General features: G+C 59.5%; 17 protein-coding genes. 11 read left to right on the top strand and 6 right to left on the bottom strand.

The window, feature by feature from the left end:
• Nucleotides 1-7 precede the first annotated feature (7 nt).
• The 5 genes from scpB (at nucleotide 8) to arfB (ending at nucleotide 5185) form a co-directional block, all read left to right on the top strand.
• A complete protein-coding gene (scpB, locus tag JQ848_RS15165; protein WP_202210908.1) occupies nucleotides 8-970 on the top strand; it encodes an SMC-Scp complex subunit ScpB in 963 nt (320 codons plus the stop codon).
• 99 nt (nucleotides 971-1069) lie between these two features.
• Nucleotides 1070-1261: a DUF1289 domain-containing protein gene (locus JQ848_RS15160; protein ID WP_003441761.1), complete on the top strand. Its 192-nt coding sequence runs from the start codon at nucleotides 1070-1072 to the stop codon at nucleotides 1259-1261.
• A gap of 144 nt (nucleotides 1262-1405) precedes the next feature.
• Nucleotides 1406-2602 (top strand): 23S rRNA pseudouridine(2605) synthase RluB, encoded by a 1197-nt coding sequence (gene rluB, locus JQ848_RS15155; RefSeq protein WP_003441763.1) that lies wholly within the window; start codon nucleotides 1406-1408, stop codon nucleotides 2600-2602.
• A 660-nt stretch (nucleotides 2603-3262) separates the two neighbouring features.
• The gene (locus JQ848_RS15150; RefSeq protein WP_003441764.1) at nucleotides 3263-4684 is read left to right on the top strand and encodes an amino acid permease; all 1422 of its coding nucleotides are present in this window, start codon (nucleotides 3263-3265) and stop codon (nucleotides 4682-4684) included.
• An 87-nt stretch (nucleotides 4685-4771) separates the two neighbouring features.
• Entirely contained in the window at nucleotides 4772-5185 is a 414-nt protein-coding gene (gene arfB / locus JQ848_RS15145; protein WP_003441766.1) for an alternative ribosome rescue aminoacyl-tRNA hydrolase ArfB, read from the top strand.
• 35 nt (nucleotides 5186-5220) lie between these two features.
• Here arfB and JQ848_RS15140 read toward each other — a convergent pair whose 3' ends face one another.
• The 6 genes from JQ848_RS15140 to phhA form a co-directional block, all read right to left on the bottom strand.
• Nucleotides 5221-6408, bottom strand: a complete 1188-nt coding sequence (locus JQ848_RS15140; protein ID WP_202210907.1) for an MFS transporter — start codon at nucleotides 6406-6408, stop codon at nucleotides 5221-5223.
• Nucleotides 6409-6448: 40 nt separating this feature from the next.
• Nucleotides 6449-6625 carry a hypothetical protein gene (locus JQ848_RS15135; RefSeq protein ID WP_003441776.1) on the bottom strand — a complete coding sequence of 59 codons (177 nt, stop codon included), beginning with the start codon at nucleotides 6623-6625 and terminating at the stop codon, nucleotides 6449-6451.
• 84 nt (nucleotides 6626-6709) lie between these two features.
• Nucleotides 6710-6841: a hypothetical protein gene (locus tag JQ848_RS22840; protein ID WP_255401987.1), complete on the bottom strand. Its 132-nt coding sequence runs from the start codon at nucleotides 6839-6841 to the stop codon at nucleotides 6710-6712.
• Between the two features lie 171 nt (nucleotides 6842-7012).
• Entirely contained in the window at nucleotides 7013-8209 is a 1197-nt protein-coding gene (locus JQ848_RS15130; protein WP_003441778.1) for an amino acid aminotransferase, read from the bottom strand.
• Nucleotides 8209-8565, bottom strand: coding sequence for a 4a-hydroxytetrahydrobiopterin dehydratase (locus JQ848_RS15125; RefSeq protein ID WP_003441779.1), 357 nt, complete (start codon nucleotides 8563-8565; stop codon nucleotides 8209-8211). Before JQ848_RS15125 ends, JQ848_RS15130 begins: the two co-directional genes overlap by 1 nt.
• 57 nt (nucleotides 8566-8622) lie before the next feature.
• A complete protein-coding gene (gene phhA, locus JQ848_RS15120; RefSeq protein ID WP_127196229.1) occupies nucleotides 8623-9414 on the bottom strand; it encodes a phenylalanine 4-monooxygenase in 792 nt (263 codons plus the stop codon).
• A gap of 305 nt (nucleotides 9415-9719) precedes the next feature.
• Between phhA and JQ848_RS15115 the strand changes: the two genes are divergently transcribed.
• From JQ848_RS15115 to flgJ, 6 genes are all read left to right on the top strand, one after another.
• Nucleotides 9720-11276, top strand: a complete 1557-nt coding sequence (locus tag JQ848_RS15115; RefSeq protein WP_003441784.1) for a sigma-54-dependent phenylalanine hydroxylase transcriptional regulator PhhR — start codon at nucleotides 9720-9722, stop codon at nucleotides 11274-11276.
• A 286-nt stretch (nucleotides 11277-11562) separates the two neighbouring features.
• Nucleotides 11563-12303 (top strand): flagellar basal body rod protein FlgF, encoded by a 741-nt coding sequence (locus JQ848_RS15110; protein ID WP_003441790.1) that lies wholly within the window; start codon nucleotides 11563-11565, stop codon nucleotides 12301-12303.
• Between the two features lie 52 nt (nucleotides 12304-12355).
• Nucleotides 12356-13141, top strand: coding sequence for a flagellar basal-body rod protein FlgG (gene flgG / locus JQ848_RS15105; protein WP_003441792.1), 786 nt, complete (start codon nucleotides 12356-12358; stop codon nucleotides 13139-13141).
• Between the two features lie 16 nt (nucleotides 13142-13157).
• On the top strand, nucleotides 13158-13853 hold the full coding sequence (gene flgH, locus JQ848_RS15100) for a flagellar basal body L-ring protein FlgH (protein WP_003441795.1): 696 nt from the start codon (nucleotides 13158-13160) through the stop codon (nucleotides 13851-13853).
• An 18-nt stretch (nucleotides 13854-13871) separates the two neighbouring features.
• On the top strand, nucleotides 13872-14984 hold the full coding sequence (locus JQ848_RS15095; protein WP_010656445.1) for a flagellar basal body P-ring protein FlgI: 1113 nt from the start codon (nucleotides 13872-13874) through the stop codon (nucleotides 14982-14984).
• A 10-nt stretch (nucleotides 14985-14994) separates the two neighbouring features.
• Complete coding sequence (gene flgJ, locus JQ848_RS15090; protein WP_003441801.1) at nucleotides 14995-16248, top strand: flagellar assembly peptidoglycan hydrolase FlgJ; 1254 nt, start codon at nucleotides 14995-14997, stop codon at nucleotides 16246-16248.
• Nucleotides 16249-16251 lie beyond the last annotated feature (3 nt).

Below are 16251 nucleotides of genomic sequence, written 5' to 3'. Positions count from 1 at the left end.
TGAAACCATGAATTTGACTGAACCCCGCGAGCTGGCGCCCTTGCTCGAGGCCTTTTTGTTGGCCTCGGGAAAACCGCAAAGCCTTGAGCGGTTGTTTGAACTGTTTGAAGAGGGTGAGCGTCCCGAGCCGCCCGTGTTCAAAAAAGCCCTGGAATTGTTGCGCAAGTCCTGCGACGGACGGGCTTTTGAACTCAAGGAAGTAGCGTCGGGCTACCGCCTGCAGATACGCGAGAAGTTTTCACCCTGGGTCGGGCGCCTGTGGGAAGAGCGTCCGCAGCGCTATTCGCGGGCCATGCTCGAAACCATGGCGCTGATTGCCTATCGTCAGCCGATCACCCGCGGCGAAATCGAAGATGTGCGTGGCGTGGCGGTTAACAGCCATATCGTCAAAACCTTGCTTGAGCGTGAATGGATCCGTGTAGTGGGCTACCGGGACGTGCCGGGTAAACCTGCCATGTTCGCCACCACCAAAGGCTTTCTCGATCACTTTAACCTGCGCAACCTCGACGACTTGCCGCCCCTGGCCGAGTTGCGCGAGCTGGAACCGGACCCGATCCTCGACTTCGATGACGCCCCGGTGCCGGCCCACCTGCAGGCCCTGGCCGATGAAAGTGCCGAGCCCGAAGAGCCCAAGGATGAGACCAGCTTCCGTACCTTGCTGGTGGAACTGGACACCATGGAGGAGGGTCTTAAAACCGACTTTGATGACCTGCTTCGCGATGGCGCTCCTGTCGAAGAAGCTCTGGTTGCAGTTGAAGTGCTTGAATCAAGTCCGGAGCCAGAGCCAGAGCCAGAGCCAGAGCCAGAGCCAGAGCCAGAGCCAAGACTTAGCGCCGCCGAGTTGGCGCGTGAACGGTTGCGCGCTGCCGTGGCGGCACTGGAAGCGCGGTCAACCCTGAGCGAGGAAGAGCTCGAGGCCCGGGCCTTGGCCGAAGCCATCGAACAAGAACGCCGCGAACAGGAAGACTGACGCCCCCGCTGCAGGAGCGAACTTGCCTCGCGATCTTTCGAGCTTTTAAAAGATCGCGAGGCAAGCTCGCTCTTGCAGGGCCAATCACGAGGACTTTGCATGAGTTCAACCAAAGACCCCTGCATCGATATTTGTAAGTTCAACGACGATATCTGTATCGGCTGCGGTCGCACCAAGCGTGAAATCCGGGCCTGGAAGAAGCTCGACAAGGAAGACAAGCGCATCGTGCTGGCCGAGTCGGCCTTGCGATTGCTGGCCCTGGACGCCACCGGTCGGCGGAAAAAGAAGTAAGTCTTGCAGTTCATGACTAGGCTTTGATGCGTTATGCGCCACATCAGCGTATGATTCGCGACCCTCAAACGCTCGCTCGAGCTGAGAGGCCCCATTTTCAACACCTCAGCTATTGCCTGAGTTGACACACCGGGAGGTGCCCAGATGAGTGATCTAGACCCTAAAGACAGCCAGGAAATTGGCCCAGCAGGCGAAAAACTGCAAAAAGTTCTCGCCCGTATTGGCGTGGGTTCGCGTCGCGACGTAGAGAGTTGGATCAGCCAGGGCCGGATCAAGGTCAATGGCAAGGATGCAACCCTGGGTCTGCGCGTAGACCTGCATGACGCCATTTCCATTGATGGCAAAGTGATCAAGCGTGAAGAGGCAGCCGAATCGGTTCGCCGCGTGATCATGTACAACAAACCCGACGGCGAAATCTGCACCCGTGACGACCCTGAAGGCCGTCCGACCGTGTTTGACAAACTGCCGCGTCCAAAAGAAGGCCGCTGGATCAACATCGGTCGACTGGACATCAACACCACCGGCTTGCTGATGTTCACCACCGACGGTGAGCTGGCTAACCGCCTGATGCACCCTTCCTACGAGATGGACCGTGAATACGCGGTACGTGTACGTGGCGAAGTGGATGACGAGATGATCGAGCGCCTCAAGGCCGGCGTTGTGCTGGAAGACGGCCCGGCGCGTTTCACCGACATCAAGCAGGCTCCGGGCGGCGAAGGCTTCAACCATTGGTACCACTGCGTAGTGATGGAAGGTCGTAACCGTGAAGTGCGTCGTCTGTGGGAATCCCAGGGGCTGGTGGTCAGCCGCCTGAAGCGCGTGCGTTTCGGTCCGGTGTTCCTCAACTCCGACCTGCCGATGGGTCGCTGGCGCGAAATGAGCCAGTTCGAGGTTGATATCCTCAGTGCTGAAGTCGGCCTCACGCCGGTTGCCATGCCGCAGATGAACGCCAAGAGCAAAGACAAGCTTGAGCGTATGCAGCGTAAATCGTCGCGCCCTGTGGCCCGTACCGATCGCGTTGCCCGTACCCTGCGTCCGGCCGAAGGTGCGCCACTGGCTCCGCGTCCAGCACGCCAGCCGCACATCGAAGGCGAGCGCCCGGCGCGTCCGGCCCGTGATGAAGCAGCCCGTCCGGCCCGTAAGCCGGCCGGTCGTACCGATCGTGTACCTGCGGGTCGCGGCGCGCCGGTTGCAGAGCGTCCGAGCGAAGTGAACAAGCGTTCGCCCAAGCCAACCCGTTCGGGCCCCAAGCTGGTCGACGATGCACCGTCGGGCAAGCGCCGTGGCGCACCGGCAGGTTCGGGTCAGCGCCCGGGCTTCGGTCGCCGCAAGCCGCAATAAGCGTTAACCTGTAACGCGGTACAAAAAACGCCAATCCTTCGGGGTTGGCGTTTTTTTATGCCTGCAATTAACCGTGGATGCAGCAGCAGCGAGCTTGTCTCGCAATCTTTTGATTTTTGCAATCGCGAGGCAGGATGCTCCTGCAGATAATGGTTTTAAAATGGAAAGATTTCGTTACGGGTCGTAAAGTGAATGCTACGAAATCAATGGCTTATGGGCGAATTACTTCTGAAAATGGCTTGGTGTAACGAAAATTTTCCGTAAAAAGCACCGTTCGCCGCATTTTCGGCAAAAAACCGGCTTGTTTAGTGTTGCCAACAGCGGTGTGATGGGATCTTGCCTACGTGCGGGTGTACAATGCGCCGCGTTTTAACTGTGACCCAATTGCGTACCCGCGCATTTTGCGCCACATCGACGATATGCCGATGGGCCAAAACTTCGAGGCTAACCCGCCTTGTTAACTCCGCAATGCCACAAGCGTTGCGGGTTCGATTCCGTCACAGATAAAAACAAACAGGTGACGCATGACTCGTGAAACAACCTTGGATTCCTGGCGTCTGCGCTGGGGTTTGATTTGTGTTGTAGACCTTTCGATCACTGCCTCTGGTGCTCAAGTTACAACGCACTGAATCACATCAAACCTTGTGTGGGACCCTTTCAATGAGTGGACAAACCTCGCATTCGGGCGAGCTTAAACGCGGCCTGAAAAATCGTCATATCCAGCTGATTGCCCTTGGTGGCGCGATTGGTACCGGCCTGTTTCTCGGTTCTGCCGGGGTACTGAAATCGGCCGGCCCGTCAATGATTCTGGGTTATGCGATCTGCGGCTTTATTGCCTTTATGATCATGCGCCAGCTGGGCGAAATGATCGTCGAAGAACCGGTAGCCGGCTCTTTCAGCCACTTTGCCCATAAATACTGGGGCGGCTTTGCCGGCTTCATGTCGGGCTGGAACTGCTGGGTGCTGTATATCCTGGTGGGCATGTCGGAGCTGACAGCTGTCGGTAAATACGTGCACTACTGGTGGCCCGAGATCCCGACCTGGGCTTCGGCAGCAGCCTTCTTTGTCCTGATCAACGCGATCAACCTGACCAACGTCAAAGTATTTGGCGAGGCCGAGTTCTGGTTCGCAATCATCAAGGTGGTGGCCATTGTCGGCATGATCGCCCTGGGCAGCTATTTGCTGGTCAGCGGCAGCGGTGGCCCCCAGGCATCGGTGAACAACCTGTGGGAGCACGGCGGGTTCTTCCCCCATGGCATCACCGGTCTGGTAATGGCCATGGCCTTTATCATGTTCTCCTTCGGCGGCCTGGAAATGCTCGGCTTTACCGCAGCAGAAGCCGACAAGCCGCGTACCGTAATCCCCAAGGCGATCAATCAGGTGATCTACCGCATCCTGATTTTCTACATCGGTGCTCTGGTGGTTCTGTTGTCCCTGACCCCGTGGGATTCGTTGCTGGAAACCCTGAATGCCGGTGGCGACAGCTACAGCAGCAGCCCGTTCGTGCAGGTGTTCTCGATGCTGGGCAGCAACACCGCTGCACACATCCTCAACTTCGTGGTCCTGACCGCTGCATTGTCGGTGTACAACAGCGGCACCTACTGCAACAGCCGGATGTTGCTGGGTATGGCGCAGCAGGGTGATGCACCTAAAGTGCTGTCAAAAATCGACAAGCGCGGCGTGCCGGTCAACTCGATTCTGGCTTCGGCAGCGGTGACGGTAATTGCGGTTCTGCTCAACTACCTGATGCCCCACGATGCGCTGGAACTGCTGATGTCGCTGGTAGTGGCCACGCTGGTGATCAACTGGGCGATGATCAGCTTCTCGCACTTCAAGTTCCGCCAGCACATGGACAATACCGCGCAAACGCCGCTGTTCAAGGCGCTGTGGTATCCATACGGCAACTACATCTGCCTGGCATTCGTGGCGTTCATTCTGGTGATCATGTTGCTGATCCCTGGCATTCGCGTGTCGGTGTATGCGATTCCGGTGTGGGTAGCCTTCATGTGGCTGTGTTACCTGATCAAGAACAAGCGCGCGCTGCAGGCATCGGCAGCAGCTTGCAGCCCGGCTGCCAAGTAAGCTGAGCGATAAACCCAAACCCGGCCATTGCGCCGGGTTTTTGGTTTGTGGGGTATCCTGCAAGCCCTGAAGACGGACCCATTTTTGATGCTGGTGATTTCCAACAACGTTCATATTCCCGATAACGAGATCGAGCTGACAGCCATTCGTGCTCAAGGCGCAGGCGGGCAGAACGTCAATAAAGTCTCAAGCGCGATGCACTTGCGCTTCGACATAGCCAACTCGTCCTTGCCGCCGTTTTATAAAGAACGGCTGCTGGCGCTGCGTGACAGCCGCATTACCAGCGATGGCGTGCTGATCCTCAAGGCACAGCAATATCGCACTCAGGAACAGAACCGGGCGGATGCCCTGGAGCGCTTGGCAGAATTGATCATCAGCGCCACCAAGGTCGAGAAAAAACGCCGCCCGACCAAGCCGACCTTAGGCTCGAAAAAGCGGCGGCTGGAGTCCAAGACCAAGCGTGGCAGCATCAAGGCCGGGCGGGGCAAGGTGGATTTCTGACCCCGTCACTTCTATCTCGTGAGCTGCTGCAACTTTTACGCAGGCCTTAAGCGCTTGGCCTGACGGTACAAGTAAACACTCAGTAACAGCCCGCCAAACGCCGCCATTGCCGCGAACAGAAAGATCGAGGCAAAGCCAAAGCCTGCGGCTACAGCGCCGACCAGTGGCCCGGTAATGCCCAGTGACAGGTCAATAAACAGTGAGTAAGCACCCACCGCCGCCCCGCGGCTGGAGGCTGGCACCAGATTCACGGCTTCAACCCCCAGTGCCGGGAATACCAGCGAGAAGCCGAAACCGCTGAGTGCCGCGCCGGCCAGTGCCAGCTCGGGGCTGGGTGCCAGCCACAGCAGCAATAGGCCCAGGGTTTCGACGCTCAAGCAGGCAATTGCCACCCGAAAGCCGCCGATACGGTTGATCAGGTTGCCGAACAGCAGTCGGGCGCCGATAAAGCTGGCCCCGAACAGACTCAGGCACAGTACGGCGTTGTCCCACTGGTTGGTGGCGTAGTACAGGGTGATAAAGGTGGCGATGGTGCCGAATCCTATCGAACCCAGCGCCAGGCCTGCGCCGTGGGGCAGTACCCGGCCCAGGACATGCAGGAACGGCAGGCGCACGCCGCTGACAATGGGCGCGGCGCGTTTCGGCCAGGCCAGCAGCAGGCCAACCATGGCCAGGGCAATAATGCTCGCGCCCATGCTCCACATACCCCAATGGCTGACCATCAGCACGCCCAGCGGTGCACCTATGGCAATGGCGCCATAACTGGCGATGCCATTCCAGGAAATCACCTTGGCCGTGTTTTGTGCGCCGACCCGGCCAATGCCCCAGCCGATGGCCCCTGAGCCGACCAGGCTTTCAGCACTGCCCAGCACCAGCCGGCCGATCAGCAGGCAGGTCAGGCTCAGGGCCGGCATGGCCGCCGTCCACGTGGACGCCAGCATCAATACACCGCTCAGGCCGCAGCCGGCCAGGCCATACATGACGGCGCGTTTACTGCCGCGATTATCGATGATGCGGCTGGCATAAGGACGGCTCAGCAGCGTGGCCAGATATTGCACGCTGATCACCAGTCCGGCGATGACTGTGCCGTAGCCCAGGTGGTTGTGTACGTATCCGGGCAATACAGCCAGCGGAATGCCGATATTCATATAGCCGATAAAGGTAAACAGAACGATGGAAACCACTTGTAGCGTGATCGCCATTGGACGCTGTGTTTCAGGCATGGGGTAGGGGTCCTGCGGGGTGCGGTTGGGTGCAGATTGATTATAGCGGCGCAACCAGTTGTGTCGCGATCAGGGCGGCCAGGGCGTTTTCCTTGGTGCCAAAACGTTTGAGCAAGGTGGCTTGCTTCTCTGGTGTGAGGCGCTCCCAAAGGACGATCATTTTCTCGGCGGTGCCGATCAAAACGCTGGCTTGGGTTTCGCTGAAGGTATCGGTCACGCTGTAATCCTGGGAGGGGGGTGAAGCGATTGTGTCAGGCGCTGTGAAAAAACCAATGCTTTTTCACACCGCCTGATGAAGCCGTCAGTCTTCGCTGTCGGCCATGAGGCTTTCAGGGGCCTCTTCCAGTGCGGGGTTTTCGCCACTGGTGTGTTCCGGGATTGGCTGCTGAGCTTCTTGCAGGCTTGGGAAGGGGAGGTTTGGGATTTCGTGCATCGTCGCGCTCCTCGCAAGGTGTGTTTTAAGTAGCTTGCTAAGGATACAGGAGGGAGTGTGACAATTTGTCTTTTTCTTGGGTCTGGCGGGGATTATGTCGAACTTTTCATGTTTTCGTTGTCGTAACCAGAGCCTGCAGGAGCGAGCTTGCTCCTGCAGGTTGTGGTGGGACTAGCGGGTACACACCTGCGCGATGGCCTTGGCCAGCAGGCTCAGGCGTGTGCCATCGACCCCGGCCATATTGGCCCGCCCGGAGCCGACCATGTACACGCTGTGCTTTTCACGCAGCAACTGCACTTGCCCGGCAGTCAGGCCGGTGTAAGAGAACATCCCGCGTTGCTGGTTGATATGGGCAAAGTGCTCGGCCAGCCCGAACGGTGTCAACGCCTCAACCAGCCCGCTGCGCAACTGCGCGATACGGCTGCGCATGGCCTCAACTTCCCCGGCCCACTCTTGTTTGAGCTGGGAATCACCGAGAATGGTCGCGACTACGGCCGCGCCATGATCCGGCGGGTTGGACCAAAGATTACGCGCCAGGTAAGCCAGCTGGCTGCGGATGTCAGTCAGCTTTTCGGCGTCGTTGGCGCATACGATCAAGGCACCTACCCGTTCGCGATACAGGCCGAAGTTCTTCGAGCAGGAGCTGGTGATCAGCACTTCCGGCAGCTCCCGGGCGAACAGGCGGGTGGACCATGCATCCTCTTCCAGTCCGTCGCCGAAGCCCTGATAGGCAAAGTCGATCAGTGGCAGCAGTTCGCGGCGGCGCACGACCTCCAGCACTTGCAGCCAGTCAGCCCGGGACAGGTCAAAACCGGTCGGGTTGTGGCAGCAGGCGTGCAGCAGCACCACGTCGCCCTTGGGCGCCTGCTCAAGAGCGGCAAGCATGGCGCCAACATCGAGTGTGTTGTCACTGCCCACATAGGGGTAGTGGCTGATTTTCAGGCCCGCGGCGGCGAAGATGGTTTCGTGAATCGGCCAGGTCGGATCGCTCAGCCAGATTCCGCGGCCCGGCAGGCACTGCGCGATAAAGTCTGCGCTCAGGCGCAGGGCACCGGTGCCACCCGGGGTCTGGGTTGCACCGGCACGGCTGGCTGCCAGCAAGGAGGAGTCGGCACCCAGCACCAGCTCACTGATCAATTGGCCAAAACGGCTGTCACCGTGGCCGCCGATATAGGTTTTGGTCTGCTGCTGATCCACCAGGCGCTGTTCCGCCTTCTTCACCGACTGCAAGATCGGCGTCAGGCCATTGGCGTCTTTATAGACCCCCACACCCAGGTCGAACTTGTTCGGGTTGGGGTCCTGGTTGTAAGCGTCCATCAACCCGAGAATCGGGTCGCCAGGGACCCGTCCAATGGCTGCGAAGTGCATTACTTGCGACCCTCAGCGGTTTTCGCCACTTCGTCGGTGCGTGCGGCCATGATGAAGTCGTTGCGGTGCAGGCCTTTGATCGAGTGGCTCCACCAGGTCACGGTCACTTTGCCCCACTCGGTGAGCAGGCCCGGGTGATGGCCTTCAGCTTCGGAGATTTCGCCGACGGCATTGGTAAAGGCCAGGGCGAACTTGAAGTTTTTGAACAGGAAAACCTTTTCCAGTTGCATGACGCCGTCGCGAACTTCGATGTTCCAGTCCGGGATCTGTTTGATCAGGATCGGCAACTCTTCATCGCTGACCTGTGGAGCATCGGCGCGGCAGGCTTCGCAGTGGGCTTGGTTCAGTGTGTTCATGGTGTATTCCTGAAGTCAGTTGTTCTTCTTGTGGAAAAAAATGTTCAAAAAGACCGGTCAAGCCGCTTTCGGCTTGGGCGCGAACTTGGGCGCGTGCAGGCCCATGGTCATGCCTTTTTCGACCATGCCCATGATGTCCTCGTGGGCCAGATCAAACAGCCGCTTCAAGTCCGGCAGGACAAAATACAGCGGCTGCAGAATGTCGATGCGATACGGCGTGCGCATGGCTTCCAGCGGGTCGAAGGCCTGATGTTCAGGCTCTGCCGACAGGCTGTAAACCGTTTCTTTGGGTGACGAGAGAATCCCGCCGCCGTAAATGCGCTTGCCTTGTGGGGTGTCGACCAGCCCGAACTCGATGGTCATCCAGTACAGGCGGGCCAGATACACGCGCTGCTCCTTGGATGCCTGCAGGCCGAGTTTGCCGTAGGTGTGGGTGAATTCGGCGAACCAGGGGTTGGTCAGCAGCGGGCAGTGACCAAAAATCTCGTGGAAAATATCGGGTTCTTGCAGGTAATCCAGCTCTTCCGGGGTGCGAATAAAGGTCGCTACCGGGAATTGCTTGTTGGCGAGCAATTCAAAGAAGGTCTGGAACGGAATCAGCGCGGGAACGCGGGCAACTTGCCAGCCAGTGGTGGCGCCCAATACCTGATTGATTTCGCTTAATTGCGGGATGCGATCGTGGGGCAGGCCGAGTTTTTCGATGCCTTCCATGTATTCGGGGCAGGCGCGGCCTTCCAGCAGTTTCAGCTGGCGGGTAATCAAGGTATTCCACACCCCGTGTTCTTCGGGTGTGTAGTCGATAAAGCCGTTGGCATCCGGCTCGCGGGCGACGTATTTCGTTTGCTTCATGGGGCTCTCCGCAATGAAATCGTTTTTATTATTCGGGTTGTTGCGATGCCTTAGTGATACCCCAATTGAGTGCGTCATGCCCCTAGCCTTGAGCCAGTATTACTGGGATGATGCGGCTTATTCGTAAAGTTTTCGTTACGCTTGTATGGTTGGGCCGTCACTCTTGAGTGTGTGACGGCTAAACTGTCAAATAATCGTGACGCTGAAATGCCCGATTTTCAAATTTCTGCACCTGTGGCAGCCGGGTTATCGGCTCCCCCCCTTGTTTATTGTCCCAGCCACGCTATTTTTCCCGAGCCTGCCCCATGCGTATCAAAGTCCACTGCCAAAACCGGATTGGCATCCTTCGCGACATTCTTAACCTGCTGGTTGCCTACGGCATTAACGTCAAGCGCGGGGAGGTCGGTGGCGATCAGGGCAACGCGATCTATTTGTACTGTCCGAACTTGATCAATCTGCAGTTCCAGGCCCTGCGTCCGAAGTTTGAGACCATTGCCGGGGTCTTTGGGGTCAAGCGGGTGGGTTTGATGCCCAGCGAGCGCCGGCACATGGAACTCAACGCCTTGCTCGGGGCCCTGGAGTTTCCGGTGCTGTCCATCGACATGGGGGGCTGCATTGTGGCGGCCAACCGTGCCGCCGCGCAGTTGCTCGGGGTTCGGGTGGATGAAGTCCCGGGGATTGCCCTGTCGCGCTATGCCGAAGACTTTGACTTGCCCGAACTGGTACGCGCCAACAAGTCGCGGATCAACGGCCTGCGGGTCAAGATCAAGGGCGACGTGTTTCTGGCCGACATCGCCCCGTTGCAACTGGAGCATGATGAAAGCGAGGCCATGGCCGGGGCGGTTCTGACCCTGCATCGCGCGGACCGGGTGGGCGAGCAGATCTACAACGTGCGCAAACAGGAGCTGCGTGGCTTCGACAGCATCTTCCAAAGCTCGAAAGTCATGGCTGCGGTAGTCCGCGAGGCCCGGCGCATGGCACCCCTCGACGCTCCTCTATTAATAGAAGGTGAAACCGGCACCGGCAAGGAGCTGCTGGCCCGTGCCTGTCACCTGGCCAGCCCGCGGGGACAGTCGCCGCTGATGGCACTCAACTGTGCCGGTCTGCCCGAATCGATGGCCGAAACCGAATTGTTCGGTTACGGCCCCGGGGCCTTTGAAGGCGCGCGGGCGGAAGGCAAGCTCGGTCTGCTGGAACTGACCTCGGGCGGTACGTTGTTTCTCGATGGCGTAGGGGAAATGAGCCCGCGTCTGCAGGTCAAATTACTGCGTTTCTTGCAGGATGGCTGCTTTCGGCGTGTCGGCAGTGATGAAGAGGTGTACCTCGATGTGCGGGTGATGTGCGCCACCCAGGTCGACTTGTCCGAGCTGTGTGCCCGGGGCGAGTTCCGCCAGGACCTTTATCACCGGCTCAATGTGTTGTCGCTGCATATCCCCCCGTTGCGTGATTGTCTGGACGGTCTGGAGCCTTTGGTCGAGCATTTCCTGGATCAGGCCAGCCGGCAAATCGGTTGCCCGTTGCCGCGCCTGGCACCTGCGGCCATGGCGCGGTTGAGCCACTACCACTGGCCGGGTAACGTCCGGCAGCTGGAAAACGTGCTGTTTCAGGCGGTTTCGTTGTGCGATGGCGGCATGGTCAAGGCCGAGCATATCCGCCTGCCGGACTACGGCGTGCGCCAGCCGTTGGGGGAGTTTTCCCTGGAAGGCGGGCTGGAACAGATTGTCGGACGTTTCGAGAAGTCCGTGCTGGAGCAGCTGTATTCCGAGTATCCAAGCAGCAGGTTGCTGGGCAAGCGCCTGGGGGTTTCCCACACCACCATCGCCAACAAGCTGCGTGAGCACGACATTATCAAGCCGGCCTAGGCCCAATCGCCGGCAAGCCGGCTGCCGCAGGGTGAGTGTGTATTTCACTCTCCCTGCAGGCGCGAGCTCTTGATTGCCGCGTCCGACGGCACAGGCCATGCCTTGCCGCTACCGGCACAATAGCGCCGTTTTTACGTCTTCAACCTGTGCTTGCACCTCCCCCGACCCGTCTTCAGGCCCCGCAGCGCGGCCATTGGCACCGTCAAAAAAAAGTTGGTGCGCAAATTGCTAGATGCTCTGCAGTACAGCGGTGGGCGGCAAGCGTCCGTCAGACAGAGGAAAGACTGTGGACAAGTACCTTTATGTGGCAATGACCGGCGCCAGCCAGAACGCACTGGCGCAAAAGGCTCATGCCAACAATCTGGCGAACATCTCGACCAACGGCTTTCAGCGAGACCTGGAACAGGCCCGCTCGATGCCGGTGTTCGGTGACAGCTTTCCAGCACGTGCCTTTGCCTTGACCGAGCGCCCGGCCACTGACTTCACCCCCGGGGCCATGATTGAAACCGGGCGCGATCTGGATGTGGCCGTGGCCGGTGATGGCTGGATGGCCGTGCAGTCTCCCGACGGCAGTGAAGCCTATGTGCGTACCGCGAGCATGAATGTGGATGCCCTGGGCATTCTGCGTGCTGGCAATGGTATGCCGGTGATGGGCAACGGCGGGCCGATTGCCGTGCCGCCCGAGCAAAAAATCGAAGTCGGTGAAGACGGCACCATCTCCATCCGCGCCATGGGCGAAGGCCCGCGGGTGATGGCGCAAGTGGACCGTATCAAGCTGGTTCAGCCGGACCTGAAAACCATGAGCAAGGGGCTGGACGGCATGATCCACACCAACGACGGCCAGCCGGCCCAGGCCGACGCCAACGTGCGCGTGGTCTCGGGGTTTCTGGAGGCGAGCAACGTCAATGCCGTCGACGAGATGACCTCGGTGCTGGCGCTGTCCAAGCAGTTCGAACTGCATATCAAAATGATGAACACCGCCAAAGAAGACGACCAGGCCATGACTCGCGTCCTGGCGATGAGCTAACTCGGCCTATTACTTAAACGTGTCGCCCTGACCGGCGCGCGAGGAGAGCACCATGCTTCCGGCACTGTGGGTTGCAAAAACAGGTTTGGCTGCACAAGACACCAACCTGACCACCATTTCCAACAACCTGGCCAACGTCTCGACCACCGGTTTCAAGCGTGATCGTGCCGAGTTTCAGGACTTGCTGTACCAGATCAAACGCCAGCCCGGCGCCCAGTCGACCCAGGACAGCGAACTGCCGTCGGGCCTGCAGGTCGGCACCGGGGTGCGCATTGTCGGCACGCAAAAGAACTTCTCGGCCGGCAGCTTGCAAACCACCGACCAGCCGCTGGACATGGCGATCAATGGCCGCGGCTTTTTCCAGATCATGCAGCCGGACGGCACCACGGCCTACAGCCGCGACGGTACCTTTCACCTGGATTCCAACGGCCAGATCGTCACCGCCAGCGGTTTTGCCCTGGAACCGGCAATTGTGGTGCCGGCCGATGCCCAGACTTTTACGGTCGGGCAGGATGGCACCGTGTCAGTAACGATTGCCGGCAACCCGGCCGCACAAGTGATAGGTAACGTGCAGACCGCCGACTTCATCAACCCGGCCGGTTTGCAGTCCCAGGGCGGTAACCTGTTCCTGGAAACCGCGTCCAGCGGCGCACCGCAGATCGGTACCCCGGGCCTCAACGGTTTTGGCACCACGATGCAAAGCACCCTGGAAACCTCGAACGTCAGCACCGTGGAAGAAATGGTCAACATGATCACCACCCAGCGCGCTTACGAGATGAACTCCAAAGTGATTTCCACCGCCGACCAGATGCTGTCGTTTGTCACGCAAAATCTGTAAGTACGCAGGAGCCGTCATGAAACCTTTTTGTTCTGTTCTGGCCTTGGCCGGCGTCACCTTTCTGGCGGGGTGCGTCAGCCCGCCACCACGGCCCAACGACCCCTATTACGCACCTGTCCTGCCGCGTACACCGCTGCCGGCAGCGGCCAATAACGGCTCGATTTACCAGGCTGGCTTTGAACAGAACCTGTACAGCGACCGCAAGGCGTTTCGCATTGGTGACATCATCACCATCACCCTGAACGAGAAAACTCAGGCGAGCAAAAACGCCAACTCGGCGATCGGTAAAAACAGCAATACCAGCATCGGCCTGACCTCGTTGTTTGGCGGCGGCCTGACCACCAACAACCCGCTGGGCGGTGGCGATCTGAGCCTAGATGCCGGCTACAGCGGCAGCCGCGCGACCAAGGGTGACAGCAAGGCCGGGCAGGGCAACAGCCTCACCGGTTCGATCACCGTGACCGTGGCCGATGTATTGCCCAACGGCATCATCGCGGTACGTGGCGAGAAGTGGATGACGCTGAACACCGGTGACGAACTGGTACGGATTGCCGGCCTGGTCCGCGCCGATGACATCAGCACCGATAACACCGTGTCCTCGACCCGGGTGGCTGATGCGCGCATTACCTACTCGGGCACCGGCTCGTTTGCCGATGCCAGTCAGCCGGGCTGGTTTGACCGCTTCTTCCTTAGCCCGCTGTTTCCTTTCTAATAAAGAGTCCATTTAGTGATGACCGCCCATCTCAAGCACTTGCTGGCAGCCGTACTGCTGATGTCGACCGCCCTGGGCGTTCACGCCGAGCGGTTGAAGGACATCGCCAGCATTTCTGGCGTGCGCTCCAACCAATTGATTGGTTATGGCCTGGTGGTCGGACTTAACGGTACGGGCGACCAGACCACACAAACCCCGTTCACCCTGCAGACGTTCAACAATATGCTCTCGCAGTTCGGGATCAAGGTGCCGCCTGGCTCGGGTAACGTGCAGCTGAAAAACGTCGCCGCGGTGTCCATCAGTGCCGATTTACCGGCGTTCGCCAAGCCGGGGCAGGTGATCGATATCACCGTTTCCTCCATCGGCAACTCCAAAAGCCTGCGCGGCGGCACGCTGTTGCTCACACCGCTCAAGGGTATCGATGGCAATGTCTATGCGGTCGCCCAGGGCAATCTGGTGGTGGGCGGTTTTGATGCCGAAGGTCGCGACGGTTCGAAAATCACCGTCAACGTGCCTTCGGCCGGGCGCATTCCCGGCGGAGCTTCGGTAGAGCGTGCGGTGCCGAGCGGTTTCAACCAGGGCAACAGCCTGACCCTGAACCTCAATCGTTCGGACTTCACCACGGCCAAGCGCGTGGTCGACAAGATCAACGACTTGCTCGGCCCCGGTGTCGCCCAGGCGATTGATGGCGGCTCGGTGCGTGTCACTGCGCCACTGGACCCGAGCCAGCGGGTCGATTACCTGTCGATCCTGGAAAACCTCGAAGTCGACCCGGGGCAGGCAGTGGCCAAAGTCATCATCAACTCGCGCACCGGCACCATAGTGATCGGCCAGAACGTCAAGGTTTCGCCTGCGGCCGTGACCCACGGCAGCCTGACCGTCACCATCACCGAAGACCCGATCGTCAGCCAGCCGGGCCCGTTGTCCAACGGCCAGACCGCTGTCGTGCCGCGTTCGCGGCTCAATGCACAGCAGGAAGCCAAGCCGATGTTCAAATTTGGCCCGGGCACCACGCTGGACGAAATTGTCCGGGCGGTGAATCAGGTTGGCGCGGCGCCTGGGGACTTGATGGCGATTCTCGAAGCGTTGAAACAGGCCGGCGCCCTGCAAGCCGATCTGATAGTGATCTGAGGCCGTCATCATGGATATGCGTAAGAGCGGTGCGGTCAGTGGCAGCGATTCGGGCGCCTTTACCGACCTCAATCGTCTGAACAAGCTGAAGGTCGGCGACCGCGAAAGCGACAGCAACATGCGCAAGGTGGCGCAGGAATTCGAGTCGCTGTTCCTCAACGAGATGCTCAAGTCCATGCGCTCGGCGAACGAAGTGCTGGGCAAGGACAACCCGCTCAACACCCCGGCGGCCAAGCAGTATCAGGAGATGTACGACCAGCAACTGTCGGTGACCTTGTCCCGTCAGGGCGGCGGTATCGGTCTGGCCGATGTGCTGATGCGCCAGATGTCGAAGAACAAGTCCGCAGTGCCGGGGGAGGCCGCAACGGTTGCCTTGAACCCTGAGGTGAAAACACCTGCCCCGGTCGCCCCTGCGATCGACAGCCCGTTTGTGCGCTCCAGCGGCCAGCGTCCGCTGTGGGCTTCGCGGGTGGCCACCAGCGCCGTGGAAAGCGGCCATAAAAACGATGTGGCGATGCTCAATCAGCGCCGTCTGGCCTTGCCGAGCAAGCTGACCGATCGCTTGCTGGCCGGGATCGTGCCTTCGGCCGATGCGGCCCGCTCAACCCTCAATACCGGTACGGTGCCCGGGCGCACCAGCCCGTCGCTGGATGCGGTGATCAAAGGCAGCCGTCACCCCATGCTCAGCGCCGGCGGTGTGCAAGGGCGGATGCAGATTTACGGGCGTGCCGTGGCGCAACCGCCATTGGCTCCGGCCAAACAGGCATTCGAGTCGCCGGACGCTTTTGTGGCCACCATGTTGCCGATGGCGCAGCAGGCCGCCGACCGTATCGGTGTCGATCCGCTGTATCTGGTGGCGCAAGCGGCACTGGAAACCGGCTGGGGCAAGTCGGTGATGCGCCAGCAGGACGGCAGCAGCAGTCACAACCTGTTCGGCATCAAGGCCACTGGCAGTTGGCAGGGGCCGCAGGCTCGGGCAATTACCAGCGAGTTCAAGGGCGGGCAGATGGTCAAGGAGACGGCGGACTTCCGTTCCTATGACTCCTATCAGGACAGCTTCCACGATTTGGTCACGCTGTTGCAGAGCAACAATCGTTATAAAGAAGTGCTGAACGCAGCCGATAAACCAGAGCAGTTTGTTCGCGAGTTGCAGAAGGCCGGTTATGCAACCGACCCTGAGTACGCGAGCAAGATTTCGCAGATTGCCAAGCAAATGAAGACCTACCAGAGCTACGTCTCGACGGGTTCTTTCACGCATTTATAAGGT

The sequence above is a fragment of the Pseudomonas paraversuta genome, assembly GCF_904067025.1.
GTDB lineage: Bacteria > Pseudomonadota > Gammaproteobacteria > Pseudomonadales > Pseudomonadaceae > Aquipseudomonas > Aquipseudomonas paraversuta.
This window is presented reverse-complemented; position numbering and strand designations above follow the sequence as displayed.